This window comes from Streptococcus sp. CF8-6 (assembly GCF_024295845.1).
In the GTDB taxonomy this organism is placed as follows: Bacteria; Bacillota; Bacilli; order Lactobacillales; family Streptococcaceae; genus Streptococcus; species Streptococcus oralis_BO.
On the sequence record NZ_JANCOF010000001.1, the window covers coordinates 86,898 to 102,501 of the forward strand.

Below are 15,604 nucleotides of genomic sequence, written 5' to 3' on the forward strand. Positions count from 1 at the left end.
GTAGCTTTTTAAAAAAGGAAACTTCCTAAAAAATGATATAATTAAATTATGGAAAGTAAAAATTTTGATTATAAGAAGTTAAATACCATTTTACAAAATAAGAATATCTCAGTTGATCAACTTGCCAAAATGACAGGAAAAACGACCAGAGCAGTTCGTCCATGGTTAAATGGAACCAGTACACCACATAAAAGTACCTTAAAAAAAATAATTGAAGTTCTACATATTTCTGAAGAGAGTATTTCAAAGACAGGTGTATCAATAAGAAATAAAGAGTACGAAGTGATAACAGAAACACTAGATTTTCTTTTTGAATACTACCTACCGTTATTTGCATACTATACTCGAAATAATGAAGGTTATCAGTTAAATAAAAATTTAGAAAAACTAAATAAATTAAATTCAATACATAGCGATTCTATTAGATATAGATTTAATAAAGAAATATACAAAAACAAGACATCATTAGACCGCTCTCTAGATAGCATTATTAGTGAGATAAAAGAGTATGTTCAGAAAAATGATTTCCCCTTGGAGGAAATGAAAGAGATTTCAAAGAATATGATCTATGAGATAGCAAAATCTAGTATACGTAAAGAATATAGCAATCTTGATAAATATGAACTTTACCGCTCTACTTGCCTTGAAAGCATAACGACAATAGACAGAATTTTAAAATCCTCGCCAACTCTATTAAGAATGTTAGGAGAAAGAACTATTTTAAATTATTCGGATGAGTTACTTAAAGATAAAGCTACTCTTTCTTCAAAACACGAGATAGATTCTCACATGGGCATTATTGTAAATATCTTTTCTTCAAATATAAGGTTAATGAAAGATATCTTTATTCACGAACTAGAGCGATTCAGTTATTTTTCTGCATATTATTTATTTCTATACGAGCAAAGCATTTTAGATCAGAATTTTATAAATTTGCCAGTTCCTAGCAAAGAATTTGTGATATATTTGAATTGGAAGATATACAAGAGTGATGATGACAAATTTGCTAAAACTATACTTGACTCTTTGGAAAAACTGATACAAGACAAAGTTGATTTCCTTTCTAGTCATAGTTTTAATATTGAAGAAATAATTGATGATTTTGCTCCACTAGTAAAAGATGATGTTCGATTAGCCTGCGTATCGTATTTGCAAAAAAATATAACAGACTATTCAATAACATTGTTAAGCTTTCTAGAGGATCTACCGGTACAATTGACAAGAAAAAAGGAGGATTATTTATAATGGTCGAACAATTTAATGAACGTCCACGAAAAAATGAAAAGGATGAAGCAATCCATTATGTTAGAAGTCTGCTTGCAAAAGCTCGTGAAGATAATCGAAACGAAGATATAGAAAAATTAGAAGAATTAATTCGATTACTACACACCAAAAAATATGGTTTAGTTTGGGAAGAACATGCTGAATTTGTTGAAGAAGAGATGAAAACAAAAATTCCAGTCTTTGTAGAGGACCGAAATAAAAAAATTACAGGTAATCCTAACTCAACTGACTATAATTTTTTGCTAGAGGGAGATAACCTACACAGCCTTCATTTACTTGAAAAAACACACACTGGTAGGATAGATGTTATCTATATTGATCCGCCATATAATACCGGAAACAAAGATTTCAAATATAATGACAACTTTGTTGAAAAAGAGGATTCTTTTAAACACTCTAAATGGTTATCATTTATGAGCAAGAGATTGAGAATAGCTAAAAATTTATTGTCTGATACCGGAGTCATTTTAGTTAGTATGGACGAAAACGAACACTGTCAGCCCAAATTGTTAATGGACGAAATTTTTGGTGAAAATAATTTTGTAGAGTCTATTGTTTGGGATAAAAAATCATCTGCAAAGGGTGTGCCGCCAAGGAATATGATGGTCGGTGTACATGAGTATATTTTAGCTTATCAAATATCGGATAAATTCAGATTCTTGGGAGAAAAAAGAGATGAATCAGGATTTAAGAATCCAGATAATGATCCAAGAGGACCTTGGAGAGAATCCAATATAAAAAGCACGACTAAGCCTATTGAAGATGCCTTTACAATAAAAGATCCTAACACAGGAAAAGAATATACGAATACATGGGCGTTCTCAAAAGAGTCATTAGAAAGAATGATAGCAGAGGATAGAATCATTTGGAAAGAAAATCTTCCTAAACAGAAAGAATTTTTGAACAATATGAGAAATCCAACAAAAGCATTAAAATCAAATTGGGGAGTTTTTGATAATCAAAAAACAACAATGTTTTTAAAAAAATTACTACCATCTGTTCAATTTAATAATCCTAAACCATTAGAATTGATGAAATATTTGATTGAAGTCACAGTCCCGGAGAATTCTATTATTTTGGATTTTTTTGCTGGTTCAGGAACAACTGCCCAAGCTGTCATTGAAGCTGGAGGCAATAGAAAATTTATTCTAGCTACCAACAATGAAAATAACATTGCAAGTGAAATAACTCACGCTAGATTATTAAAATTGTCTGAGGGAACAGATTTTTATGTTCCTCAAAATTTTAACTTAAAATATTTTAAAACAGACTTTGTTGATAAAAGCCAATTCCCTGATATTACACTTGAAGAAGAATTACTTAAATATATAACTCCCCTTGTTGAACTGGAATTTGGTGTTGACATCTCTGACCCTTCTGTTCAAATTATTCTAACCGAGGAACATTTGGAAGACCTTTTGAAAAATGAAAAACTTGTTCAAGGGCAACTCTCTTTATTCATCCTGATGTTTTTCTTGATAGCACTGAAGAGGAAAAACTCAATCAGCTAAATATCACTCTACAAGAAATTCCTGATTACTTCTTTGGAAAGGAACTTTGGTCATGATTACTTTAAAAGAATTTCAAAAAGATATAGTCGATAAATTACTCAGTTTTATTGCTCCTGAATACCGAGTCAATGAGCTCGTTATTAAGGCCCCTACGGGTTCCGGAAAAACAATCTGTCTTTTATCCTGGATTAACGATTATATTTCAACTACACATGATAACGTTGCTTTTGTCTGGTTCACTCCCGGAGCCGGTGAACTAGAAGAACAAAGTCAAGATAAAGCTAAAAATTTTTCAAGTATCAAACCTCAATCTGTCGACGATGCTCTGCTTCATGGATTTGATAATGGAACAGTAACTTTTATTAACTATGAGCGTGTTGTCGGGAAAAAATCTAAGGCAATGCTAACGGATAGTGAACGAGATAATCTCGATGATAAGATTGAAAAAGCATTTCAACAAGACAGACATTTTATTCTTGTAATCGACGAAGCGCATAGAAATGATACAAAGAAAGCTCGGGATATTATCTCACGATTTAAAGCTTCAAAAACAGTTAGAGTATCGGCTACAATTGATGACCCTAAAACACCCGATTTATCTGAATTTTATGAGGTGTCAGAAGAGTCTGTTATATCATCTGGGCTCATCACAAAATCAGTTGTCGTGAATGAAGGGATAAATATCAATCTTGAAGTTAAAGATGAGTTTGAAATTCTCTTTGAAGCAGCAGAACAGAAACGGAGAGAGATTGTCCAAGCATACTCTGATAATAATGTGCAAGGAGTGAATCCTCTTGTTATCGTTCAACTCCCTGATAAATCCGATTCAGAAGCCGAACTTGTAACACGAGTTGAAGACTATCTCAATAAAAAACTCAGAAAAAACTATGAGGACGGAACACTCGGAATTTGGTTAGCTGATAAGAAACGAAACCATCTTGATGTGACTAATCTTAATAATGAAGTCGAATATGTTATTATTAAGCAAGCTATCGCCACAGGATGGGATGCCCCCAGAGCAAAAATCCTTATTAAGATTCGTGAAAAAATGGGTGAAGCCTTCACTATACAAACTATCGGACGTATTCGTCGTATGCCACAGCCTCAACAAGGCCACTACGAGGTCGATGTTTTAGATAACGCTTATCTATACACGTTTGATAGTGATTTCTTGAATGGTGCTTTTGCCCAAGGTGGAGCTGTTGTTCCTACCCCACTTCTGCGATTAAAGGATAAAGCGAGAAGTTTAAAACTAGTAAGTGAGCGTATTATTAATGAATCAGAAGAGAAGAGCGAAAAAGTCATTCTTCAAAACCTCTATGAAGGATTGAAAAGAGATTGGGGACTCACTGATAATTTCGAGGCAAACCGAAATACTGTCGAAAACATTGGATTAAACATTGGACGTACAATAAAAACAACCTATAAACAAGGCCGTTTTGATACACTAAAACATACTGATCGGTTACAAGACCTTAATCGCCAAGTAGAAGTTGACTATAGAGGAAACCGTCTTGATCTACTTCACGCCTTCCACGAACTTGATCGTGTAATCCATCTCCCAATTTCAAAAGTCGAAGCAATTTTAAAACGTTTTTTCCTAAAAGATGGAAGACCAAAGAAAGAAACCCTTCTACAATTAGATGCACAAGAATGGACAGCGTTTATACTTAATCATTGGAGAACTCTTCGAGAGGAATTTAGAAAAATTGATGTCGAAAAAGCAATGGTTCTAGAACTAGAAAACATTCAACAAAATGATTTTTCACTTCCGTTGGAGGAGCGATACGCCTATAATCCTAAGATAGAAGCTGAGCCTGTTTATAGTAGTGCTTACGAGGGCTACTCTACAGCATCCATCGCTGTTCGACCTAGTCTAGTAGAACGTCTTTTAGAACGATATTTAGAAAATCGTGACGATGTTGATTTTGTTTATAAAAATGGTGATAAAGGACCTCAGTATTTCTCTCTAGCATACGGTACCAATGGTGGACGAAGTCATTTTTATCCAGACTTTATCGTTAAAATGAAAAATGAGGATATTTATATTATTGAAACCAAGGGTGGTGAAACACACTCCGGTCAGGATAAAAATATTGACCCCTACGCACCAGCTAAGTACGAAGCGCTAAAAAACTATGCAAAACGGCATGGTGTGAAATGGGCATTTATTCGTGACTATGATGAGAAACTTTGGTATCTCAATGATGGGGAATGGTGCGATGAAATGGGGAATTCCCTTTGGAAGGATATTGAGACATTATTTTTATAAATAGTGAAAAATATCTTTCAAATCAACGAAATTATAGTCCTACTTTGTTGTAGATTAAAAATAATTTCTTTTTTTGTTTTCACATACTTAACTATTGACAAGTAATCAAGGTGATGATAGAATAATGGTGAACGATATCTCTTTATAGAAGGTTTTGTTTATAATTACGATTTTTTTAAGAATGTTTTATGTGTGGCCCATTGTCATATAATGGGCAGGAGTGAAGTTTTTAACTTCAAAAAATCAACATCTAGATAGATGTTGATTTTTTTATTTTTTAGTAACTGATGTTATCCAATCTACTTCTGGTTTCATTAGAAGTCTAGCATTTTTATATGCCATGTCCAAAGTAAAAATTGTATTTACACGGTATCTTCCATTAATACTTTCAACTGCTAAAGACATTAATTCGTTATCAATAGTCACCGGTAAAAGATATGTTACTCTTCCTCGATAATATTGAGGAACAACAATACGATAATTTCTTTTACATTTGGTGATTGTAAGGTCGAGTGCATTATTTAGAAGAGCATGAATATAAGATTTACCTTTAGTTTGCAAATCTTCACTAAATCTTGAGAAATTATCATCTAAAATATGATCTAAATTCTTGACTAATTCTTTATTTGGATCAAAATATAAATCAGCAGGGTTACTAAAATAATGTGGAACTTTGGGAGTGACTGAAAACTCAGCTAAAAAATCCCAATCAGATACTTTACGGAATCCATATAGATGCCAATGATACTCAGCACTACTGTCAAAAGTATTAAACAGACAAATGATATCCTCACCATTATCTGTTAATAAACCTGTATTGAAACAAGCATATTTTTCTGTTTCATTAACAACAACGTATTCAGTTCCCAGTTCAAAAGCTCTATTAAAAGTATGGATTAAATAACTATACAAAATATTATTATGCTTATCTGAATTAGCTGATGTCCAATTTTCCTCTTCAGCTAGGTCAGCTAGTTCTTGAAGTTTTGAATTTAAATTCTCTTGTTTACCTAAAAAAGCAAATTTCCAAATTATTTCATCGGTATCTTTATCTATTAAATAATCACTAAGATTTTTCATTCCAAGCATTTACCCTTCTATTTTATTATTGTTATTATATCATACATCTAAAAAATATTCTAATAACATAGAAATCTACTCTTCAATCCTGTCTAATATTTTCTTAACATTCTTATCATGAAAACCTTCTCATTTTCTCTAACAATACAAAAAAGCTCTAGGCAATATGACTAGAGCGTTTTCTATATATCCGAACATCTAATTTATTTCACAAAAAATGTAGTCAAAAATGTGGTCATTCGGTTGATTTTTATTGCAATACATTGAATTTTGAAAATTCAAGAATCGCGTCAAATCAAGTTTTTTTCATTTCTACTGAAACGTAATGACCCACTATTTAACCTCTATAAAAAGATTAAATAATTTCTATTTTAGCTGTTAGAAACGTTGGTACATCAATGTTTTTAGAATGCTACATAATAAAAGGTAGAGTGAATGGTAGAGTAGTAAAAATAGTTGTTATCCTAGTTGATTAAAAAAATCTCTGATTTCCTCATCTTTTATAAAATAATATATAATTTTCCCCTCTCTTCTAGTATCCAAGATGTTTTGATTGGCTAGTTTACGAAGATGGTGGGAGGCAGATGCCATACTGAGATTTAGTAAACAGGCTATATCACAGACACAGAGTTCTTCAACAGCAAGGAGATAAAAGATGATATTTATCTGTTTATTATCGGTAAACTTTGATAAAATACGAAGTGATTTTTGGACTTTTTCCTTTTCAAGGTAGTTCGTTGCGGTTGTAACATTTTGTTGATTTATAATATTCACTTGGCATATACTATCTTTTTTCATAATTTTTTCTCCTAGCCGAACACAGTCCTTAGTATGTTAAAGCTGTTGTTTTCAATCAGGATATACATCCCCAATCCTAAATAAACAACGGCAATAAACCATCTGCTATATTTTTCCAAAGTTTCTCCAACAGAAGGGACTTGTGCCAATTTTTGGGCAGAAAAAACCAAGAGATAAATCATGACTAGAAAAGTAAGTAAAGCCACTATCAAATTCGCTAAATTTAAGGTAATAAAATATGGGACAAAAACACCAATATTGTCAGCACCACAACTAGCAAAAGTAATCATAGCTACTAGAAAAATCAGGTTTTTATCATCTTTGCGCAAACCATCTTTTGCAATAGCTTCTCCATCAGAATCTCCTAAAAGCAAAACTTTGAGTCCTAGGAAAATTGGAATAAAACCGAGCAAACCTAAAATCTCTTTACTAGGAATATAATTTAAGACAAATGCAAAAAGTAAACTTAGCAATATTAGACTAACAGAGCCTAGAAATTGTCCTAAATAGATGTTAATGATGTCTTTTCTGCTTTTTCTTTTGGCAAAAAATAACATTAGGATAATAAGTAAGTCTACGGCTGTCCCAGAATACAGGATTATTGAAGTAACAACATTTTGAACCATAAAACACCTCATTCAAATATATTTTTGAATGTATTTTAACATTAAACTTTGTAGATGTCAACTTCAGCTCCATCAAAATATAGATAAGAAGGTAGTGTACCAAACATTAAAAAGCCCTGCCATCGAAATGATAGCAGGGCTCAACTTCAATATCCAGATGATATATTTATCTAAAAAAGGTAGAGTTTGGACTGAGATATAGTGAAATGTATTGAAATTGAAAAAAGAAAAAACGCTTGAAATCAGCGTTTTTCTTATGTATTGATTCGTATTGAATGCTTACTTCACTTCTGTAAAAACTAAATAAGGTAAATTTTTGATATTCTGGTTCGATTTTAGCTTATTTTTTTATGAAAGTTTACCTTATTTTAATGAAACTGATTTAAATTAGTTGAAATTTTACTTTTTGAAAACTTATGAAAACGTTGATTTTAAAGCACTTTGAAATTAGATGAAATAAGTGGTGTCCCATCGACGGGCAAGAGAACGTTATTTTATGAAAAAACATCCTGATAGCGATTTAGCTCGAGAAATAATAAAATTTGATGAATAATTATGTCCAATATGCTTATAGGAAACCACTAAAATGGTAGATATGACATTATGGTAGATAAATATGATAATGAGAACTGCAATTGTTATCCCTGCTAAAGCTAGTAGTGAAACTAAATTGACGGATATATAGTAGTATTTTTTTAGTAATACTTGATATTTTGGTATAATATGATTATTCAAATAGTCTGAATATATAGTAACAAGGAGGAAGTAATGGCTGATTTTTTTGCTGGGAAAATTGTTTATCTTGATGAGCAAGCTGTTTTTGATTTTTTAGAATTACATCAAAATGGGATACAATCTGATATCATAAAACGTGTGTCCGAAAATATGGTTGAGGTAGATGCCGAGGGAAAGGTTGGTATGAATTTCTTTACTCGATTTAAAATAGGACTCTCTGGCAATGCTTCATATCAACGAAGCGGTGTAGTAGAATCACAGATTACCTCTACATTGCTAAGTAACTTTAAAAAGTTTGTGACCAATAAAAAAGGTTCTTCAAAAGTGGAACGTTTAGATAATGTTAAGCTTTTTATTGAAAAAGACTCCCCCGCTTTTTACCGTAACATCACTCCTGTTCTCGATATGATTAGTGATATTACTAAAATGAATAGTATTACAGATGATGATAAAAATAATTTTAAAGGCATTGAAATAAAAAATATTGAACGGACTTTGGACAGGCTCTCTGGATATTATGAAATTAAGTGTGTTAGTTCAGAGAGTAAAGAAATGATTTTCAGATTCAATATATCGGGTTTGCGTAATAATTATACTTTGAGTGACTTAACTAAGATGGATGTCAAACTTTATGGAATTAAGGTTGGAGAAGTGGATTCAATTGATTTAAGTTTTAATACGATGATAGATAGATTATCAAATCAAGGTCAATCGCAACTAGGAGCTGACTTTGATGAAGAAAAGGATAATGAGAAAATTCCGATATATGATATTCTAGTGGCAGGTGTTTAATGGTAGTATTTAAGATTTTTTTTGAACCAGTTCAAAAGTTTAATGAGCGGGTTATTAAATTAGATAATCATGTTTCGTTTAATGAAGTACTTATAAATTGGCCAAATGGAGAGGGAATTCAGGACATAGCAGAACCTCTTAGGGAAAAAGATATTTGTATTTTTAGAATGGACTCATATTCATTATCAACAAGTTTAGTTTTTGAGAATATTGATTTATTGGTCAAAATTTTTGAAACTGCTAATGTTTTAGAAGTCTACCTTCATAATCCTCCAAAAAAGTTTTTCCACTTAATTAGACAACGAATTTCTTCGGAAAGTATATTTGTTGAGCAAAGTTCTTTTGAAAAGATTAACGAAAATCAACTCCAAGATGTAACACAAGACTTAAATGAACATATAATTGGTCAAAGAAAAGCTAAGCAAAGTTTATTGAGAAAACTGGTTGCTCAGCTAATACGTCCGAGTTCAAAACCATTAGTTCTAATGTTTTACGGTGAGCCAGGAATAGGAAAAACTGAAACAGCAAAACAACTATCATTTACACTGTATGGAAATAACAATATTATTAGAGAACAAATGTCGATGGTTGGTGGTGAATCAAGTGTAAAATATTTTAAATCAACAAACCATAGCGAAGACTCATTTTCTAAAACATTATTAAACAGAGAATCTAATGTTATTTTGCTTGATGAGTTCGCTTTAGCTCCTGCATTTTTTCATAGCACCTTCTTTCAAATGTTTGATGAAGGTATTTATGAAGATCAAAATTATAAAGTAGATTTAAGAAACTCAATTATTATTTGCACCTCTAATTTTAAAAGTCGTTTAGAAATGGAAAAAAATATTGATATAGCACTATTGAGCCGATTTGATGGTTTTGTTAAATTTTCTCCACTATCTATTGATGAGAAAAAGCAGATTTTAAAATTGACGTATTCAAAAATTATTAGCTCTGAATATATAGCTGAAAGGTATCAGGAATATCTAGATGAGGACAAGATATTAGCTTGTATTGAATCGCATCTAAATACCCTCCCTAATGTTAGAGCAATAAGGAAGTACGCTGAAGATGTTGTTGCGGATGAATTATTGGAGGTCATAATAAATGGTAAATCAAACTGATTATGTTAATCACCTGAGAGAGCGTATGAATATTGCAATTGAAGAAGGATTTTATATCGAATCAATTTCATGTTCTTATGCTATTATCGAGAATAGAACAAAGAGAATTGTTGAACATTTAGGAAAGTCAGCAAAAAAAATGTCGCTCGATAACAAAATAGGATATATTTATGAACAAATTATGATAAAGGATAGCATAATTGATAAAAAATTGAAGAAGCTTGTTAGTTATCTAAATTATCGACTAATAGGTTCGCAGATAATGCTTGTGGATTCATCAAAAACTTATGATGATTGGAAATTTAGTAAAGATAAATCAACTAGTGAAAATAAAATATATCAATTTAAGCAACTTAGGAATGAGATTGTTCATGATTTAGCAACTTATGATAGCAGTCATCCTAAATTGATAGATTTTGATTCTTATATTGATTTAGCGATGTTAGGGAAAGAAGTTGCAGTGGAATTATCTAGAATTGCAGCAGGAATGAAGAGAAAAAAGCAAAATTTATAATTGACTTTTATTTTTGGATGTAATAAAATAAATACGTAAGACATCGTTATTTAGGTAGCGCCACGGATTGGCGTTGGGACGTAAAACTCCTGTCTTACTTTTATTATCTAAAAAGTGTAGAGAAAAATGTAGAGATTCGATTGCTTTGTACCACGAAGTAGTGAAATTTTTCAATTTCAAAAATCAAATAAAATGAAGGCTTCTACTGTCGATTGCCGTGTAGTAAATCCCTAGTTAATATCTGTAAAAACCAAATAAGGTAAACTTTTGATATTCTGGTTCGATTTTAGCTTATTTTGATTGAAAGTTTACCTTATTTTGATGAAATTGATTAAAATTAGTTGAAATTTTATCTTTTTGAAATTCGTGAAAAAGTTGATTTTAAAGCATTTTGAAATTGGATAAAATAAGTGATGCCCCAACCAGGTCTTAAGAAAGCTCGTAAAGCGTCACAATTCTCAAAACGTTAATTCGAGAGAATTACTATACTTACAGAGAGCACCTTTCGAGGTGTTCTTTTTATATTTTCATACTAAATTGGTGCAATCTGACAAAGTCAGTTGCCTCAAAACCTTAAGAACCTGCTACAATACAGCATTTACAACACTTCATGGTTCACACCATGGGGTGCTTTTTGCTTCTCTCATCTTCTCACGGTATCTCTCATGTGGTATAATGAGACAAGGATTGCTCCTCGTTTTAGACGAGTTTATGGAATTCAGGATAAGTTAGCAGGTGAGATGAGTATTTCTGCCAGTCTCTTATACATCTGTTAACAGCTGTCCAAAATAAAAAGGAGATTGTAGATTGGTTTTATTGGTATTAGGGATTTTGATTTTGCTCATCCTAATCTTAAAAAGGAGACAGAAAACTGCTAAAAAATCTGAAGGAAATGCCAAGAAAAGAAATTGGCTATTAATAGGTTGCTTATCCATAGTGATCCCAATCGTAATCTTCACAGTGTTCAGTCCAATTTTTGCTCTAATGGATATGTGGGGGCTGTTTGCCCATGCAAGTCGAACTGAGCTTGAGCAAGCTGTACATCGTTCTTATCAAAACTACGGTCTTACAGGACAGTTTGAGTTAGAAAATTACGAGAAAAACTATACAAGCGTGGGAGGATTTATAATCCATGGTACCTACAGTGAAAATATAGCCGGAAAAACCTATCAGGTTAAAACTCGATTTAAATACTATACTCGCTTTTCGAAAGCGGAAACATATAGAAAAACAGATGCAGAGGTTGATTACAAGAATTATAAAAAAATTTATGATGTTTTCCCAGAATTAGCCTATTTAGGAATTGAGATTAGTCCAGGCACCAGCGAATTTTTAAAAACACTGGACAGTTCAATCAAAGATCCTAAACTTCCTGATTTGAAGTATCAAGGTATTGGTTTTGAATTTAATAACCAATCTGATAATATTTATCTTTATAATGAAATATTGGAGGAAAATCAAAGCAAGGGTCAAGCTCTGCAAGGAATGTACCCAATGGATGCTCAATATCTTTTCCAAAAAGAGATTTTTATCCCAATATTTGAATTTCAATATTTCGTTCCAAAAGAAAAAAGAGATCTCTTGTATGATGACTATCTTAAAGAGCTTGAAGCGCTCATGAAGGAATTTTTTGCCAACCAACCCCTACCAAGAGGTCTGTATGCTGTCAAAATTGCTAAGTATAAAGAGGATAAACTTGTCAATGATAGTGGTGTATACTATGTGAGGATTGATAATCAGCAAGTTGTAAAGCTGTTGCAAAAATTAGAGTAGGAGTTGCTAGGTCTAGTCCAGTTTTTTGTGAATGAGGCATTTTATGGAGTGCCAATTTATCAGCTCTTGTATAAGGAAGGAACGAATTTATTTGACGATGTGAAAAATCCTGCGGAAAACTCAGTAGATGGGCAGGAGCATATTGTCAACAGTCAGGAAGAGTTTATTACATACTATCGTAATAAGGAAAAAGGGGATCCTAATCAAAGGTAGTCAAACTCTATCTAGCAATATTTTAACTAAGAAGAGAAGGGATGTTTTGTAATGATTAGTTTAGAGCTGTTGTCCGAAGAAAATAGTCTAGACGTTTATTCTTTTGAAAAAGAAAATCGAGAGTATTTTGAACGAAATTTACCTCCTAGACCAGCTAACTATTTTGATTTAGAAGGTTTTAAAGAAATCACGAGGGAATTGTTAGCGGAACAAACGAATCGGGCTGTCTACATGCATCTTATCAGAGATTCGCAAGGTGTTATGGTCGGAAGAGTCAATTTAAGTGTTTTAGAGAATGATCGAAAAACAGCAGAGCTTGGGTATAGGATTGGGGAAAATGTTACTAACTTAGGTTATGCTAGCGAAGCGGTTAAACTCGTTTTAGACAAGGCCTTCACGACTTATGGTCTCAATAGAATCATTGCAGGAACGGCAACGGATAATCTGGCCTCTCAGAGGGTGCTTATAAAAAATGGCTTCACCCTTAGTAGAATGATAGAAAATGACTTATACCTTCATAATGAGTGGATTCATACAGCAGTATTTGAGATAATGAGGCCATAGTATCAACATTTCCAGTTTGCTGATAGGCCAAATGGAGTCATCAATCTTCCCAGACATTCAAGAATGTTTTCTTGGATGTTTTTTGTTCAGAATCTCCGGGTATATCTGTTAAAATTTGATTTTCCCAGTGGACAATTGTTCACTTTTTTTGCTTTTTGGTAAAAATTATATAGAAAAGCCTTTGAAAAATATTTGTTAGAATTTTCTAAAAAATCTGTCGAAAGCCCTTGCTTTTATGAAAAAATAGGGTATAATGGTGAAAACACTATCTTTAAGGAGATTACTTATGAAATCGAAAAAGTGGCTCTTAGGAGCAGGTGCTGTTTTGAGCGTAGCCCTACTGTTAACTGCTTGTGGGCAAAGTGAAAAGAAGGCGGATGCTCCCAAGACATTCTCTTATGTCTACGCTATGGATCCATCTTCTTTGGACTATAGTGTGACGAGCAAGAGCTCAACCTCTGACGTTATAGCAAACGTTGTTGATGGTCTTTTGGAAAATGACAAGTATGGGAACTTAATTCCATCACTTGCAGAAGACTGGTCTGTTTCAAAGGATGGTTTGACTTATACCTACAAACTTCGTAAGGGTGTAAAATGGTATACTTCTGATGGAGAAGAATATGCTGAAGTTAAGGCCAAAGACTTTGTTACTGGGCTTAAACATGCTGCTGACGGAAAATCGGATGGTCTTTCTTTGATTCAGGATTCTATCAAAGGTTTGGCAGAGTATGTTAATGGTGAGAGCAATGATTTCTCTACCGTAGGAGTTAAGGCTGTTGATGATTACACGGTAGAATACACGCTCAACAAACCAGAAAGTTTCTGGAACTCTAAGGTCACAACTGCAACCATGCTCCCAGTTAATGAAGAATTTTTGAATTCTAAAGGGAGCGACTATGGTGCACCAACCCCATCGGGTATCCTATATAATGGTCCTTATTTCTTGAAATCATTGACTTCAAAATCAGTCATTGAATATGAAAAGAATCCAAATTATTGGGATAAGGACAATGTTAAGATTGACAATATTAAACTAACTTTCTACGATGGATCAGACCAAGAATCTTTGATTCGCAGCTTTACACAAGGAGCTTATACAACAGCTCGTCTCTTCCCAACAAGCTCAAACTTTGAGTCAACTAAACAAGAGTACGGCGATAAGATTGTTTACAGTCCACAAGAAGCGACAAGTTACTACCTCACTGTTAACGTAAATCGCCAGTCTTATAATAAAACAGCTAAGACAGACGAGGCTCAAAAAACTTCAACGAAAGAAGCTCTTCTTAATAAGAACTTCCGTCAGGCGCTAAACTTTGCCCTTGACCGTCACTCTTACACTGCTCAGTTGAATGGTGAAGAAGGTGCGGACAAGATTATCCGTAACAGCCTAGTGCCTCATGACTACGTTCAAGTTGGTGAAAAAACCTTTGGAGAGTTGGCACAGGCAGAGCTCGTTTCATATGGAGACCAGTGGAAAGATGTAGCCCTTACAGATGGCAAGGATACGATTTACAGTCCTGAAAAAGCTAAGGCAGCCTTTGCTAAAGCCAAGGAAGAATTGCAGGGCAAGGGTGTTACCTTCCCAATCCATTTGGATATCCCAGTTGAACAAACAGATGTAATCGCGGTTCAACAAACCAACTCACTCAAGCAGTCTATCGAATCATCACTTGGTACTGAAAATGTCATTGTCGATGTCCTTCAAATGACCGATAATGAGAAAATGAGCATTACGTCTCAAGCCAAGGTTCCATCCCAAAAAGACTATGACTTGAACGGAACAGGTTGGGGACCAGACTATCAAGACCCAGCTACCTACCTCAACATTCTTGATGCTAAGAAGGGTTCTGCCCTTAAACACTTGGGAATCACTCGCGGAAAAGATCCAGAAGTGATGGCTCAAGTTGGACTGGACGAATACAAGAAACTCTTGGATGATGCTGCAGCTGAAACCAGTGACCTTAATAAGCGTTATGAAAAATACGCCAAAGCACAAGCTTGGGTGTCTGATAGCTCGCTCTTAATCCCAGTTGCTTCTTCAGGTGGTTCTCCAACTGTTAGCCGAACTGTACCATTCACAAAAGCATACTCTCAAGTCGGAATCAAGGGAGACCCATTTGTGTTCAAAGGATTGGAGTTGCAAAATGACGTTGTGACTGCAAAAGAATACGAAGAAGCCTTCAAGAAATGGCAACAAGAAAAAATCGAAACAAATGCCAAATACCAAAAAGAACTTGAAAAACACGTCAAGTAATCTATAAACAGAAAAGGAAGTTGCAGGTAACTGTGCCTCCTTTTTTGTTTTGAGACACCAGTTG

The 15,604-nt window shown here is 33.4% G+C and carries 13 protein-coding genes and 1 pseudogene; 11 read left to right on the top strand and 3 right to left on the bottom strand.

Features of this window, described 5'->3' with window-relative positions; all coding sequences use genetic code 11:
- Window positions 1-48 precede the first annotated feature (48 nt).
- The 3 genes and pseudogenes from NML69_RS00450 to NML69_RS00460 all read left to right on the top strand — a co-directional run bounded on the left by NML69_RS00450 (window position 49) and on the right by NML69_RS00460 (window position 5,067).
- On the top strand, window positions 49-1,245 hold the full coding sequence (locus tag NML69_RS00450; protein WP_254724981.1) for a helix-turn-helix transcriptional regulator: 1,197 nt from the start codon (window positions 49-51) through the stop codon (window positions 1,243-1,245).
- Window positions 1,245-2,851: pseudogene (locus NML69_RS00455) on the top strand (site-specific DNA-methyltransferase). The gene NML69_RS00450 and the pseudogene NML69_RS00455 overlap by 1 nt, the downstream one beginning before the upstream one ends.
- Window positions 2,848-5,067 carry a DEAD/DEAH box helicase gene (locus NML69_RS00460; RefSeq protein ID WP_254724982.1) on the top strand — a complete coding sequence of 740 codons (2,220 nt, stop codon included), beginning with the start codon at window positions 2,848-2,850 and terminating at the stop codon, window positions 5,065-5,067. Before NML69_RS00455 ends, NML69_RS00460 begins: the two are co-directional and overlap by 4 nt.
- Before the next feature lie 270 nt (window positions 5,068-5,337).
- Here NML69_RS00460 and NML69_RS00465 read toward each other — a convergent pair whose 3' ends face one another.
- The 3 genes from NML69_RS00465 to NML69_RS00475 all read right to left on the bottom strand — a co-directional run bounded on the left by NML69_RS00465 (window position 5,338) and on the right by NML69_RS00475 (window position 7,571).
- Window positions 5,338-6,156 carry a DUF3825 domain-containing protein gene (locus NML69_RS00465; RefSeq protein ID WP_254724983.1) on the bottom strand — a complete coding sequence of 273 codons (819 nt, stop codon included), beginning with the start codon at window positions 6,154-6,156 and terminating at the stop codon, window positions 5,338-5,340.
- 450 nt (window positions 6,157-6,606) lie between these two features.
- Window positions 6,607-6,945 (bottom strand): Cd(II)/Zn(II)-sensing metalloregulatory transcriptional regulator CadX, encoded by a 339-nt coding sequence (cadX, locus tag NML69_RS00470; RefSeq protein WP_000711085.1) that lies wholly within the window; start codon window positions 6,943-6,945, stop codon window positions 6,607-6,609.
- An 11-nt stretch (window positions 6,946-6,956) separates the two neighbouring features.
- On the bottom strand, window positions 6,957-7,571 hold the full coding sequence (locus tag NML69_RS00475; protein ID WP_302851670.1) for a CadD family cadmium resistance transporter: 615 nt from the start codon (window positions 7,569-7,571) through the stop codon (window positions 6,957-6,959).
- Window positions 7,572-7,599: 28 nt separating this feature from the next.
- Between NML69_RS00475 and NML69_RS00480 the strand changes: the two genes are divergently transcribed.
- The 8 genes from NML69_RS00480 (at window position 7,600) to NML69_RS00515 (ending at window position 15,540) form a co-directional block, all read left to right on the top strand.
- A complete protein-coding gene (locus NML69_RS00480) occupies window positions 7,600-7,773 on the top strand; it encodes a FanG protein (protein ID WP_083936654.1) in 174 nt (57 codons plus the stop codon).
- Window positions 7,774-8,339: 566 nt separating this feature from the next.
- Window positions 8,340-9,098 (top strand): DUF6414 family protein, encoded by a 759-nt coding sequence (locus tag NML69_RS00485; protein ID WP_254724985.1) that lies wholly within the window; start codon window positions 8,340-8,342, stop codon window positions 9,096-9,098.
- A complete protein-coding gene (locus NML69_RS00490; protein ID WP_254724986.1) occupies window positions 9,098-10,222 on the top strand; it encodes an AAA family ATPase in 1,125 nt (374 codons plus the stop codon). The genes NML69_RS00485 and NML69_RS00490 overlap by 1 nt, the downstream gene beginning before the upstream one ends.
- On the top strand, window positions 10,206-10,736 hold the full coding sequence (locus NML69_RS00495) for a hypothetical protein (protein ID WP_254724987.1): 531 nt from the start codon (window positions 10,206-10,208) through the stop codon (window positions 10,734-10,736). The genes NML69_RS00490 and NML69_RS00495 overlap by 17 nt, the downstream gene beginning before the upstream one ends.
- Before the next feature lie 807 nt (window positions 10,737-11,543).
- Window positions 11,544-12,509 (top strand): hypothetical protein, encoded by a 966-nt coding sequence (locus NML69_RS00500; protein WP_254724988.1) that lies wholly within the window; start codon window positions 11,544-11,546, stop codon window positions 12,507-12,509.
- 48 nt (window positions 12,510-12,557) lie between these two features.
- Window positions 12,558-12,722 (top strand): hypothetical protein, encoded by a 165-nt coding sequence (locus NML69_RS00505; RefSeq protein ID WP_193750114.1) that lies wholly within the window; start codon window positions 12,558-12,560, stop codon window positions 12,720-12,722.
- A gap of 51 nt (window positions 12,723-12,773) precedes the next feature.
- A complete protein-coding gene (locus NML69_RS00510) occupies window positions 12,774-13,286 on the top strand; it encodes a GNAT family N-acetyltransferase (protein ID WP_198460136.1) in 513 nt (170 codons plus the stop codon).
- Window positions 13,287-13,572: 286 nt separating this feature from the next.
- Complete coding sequence (locus tag NML69_RS00515) at window positions 13,573-15,540, top strand: peptide ABC transporter substrate-binding protein (protein ID WP_254724989.1); 1,968 nt, start codon at window positions 13,573-13,575, stop codon at window positions 15,538-15,540.
- Window positions 15,541-15,604 lie beyond the last annotated feature (64 nt).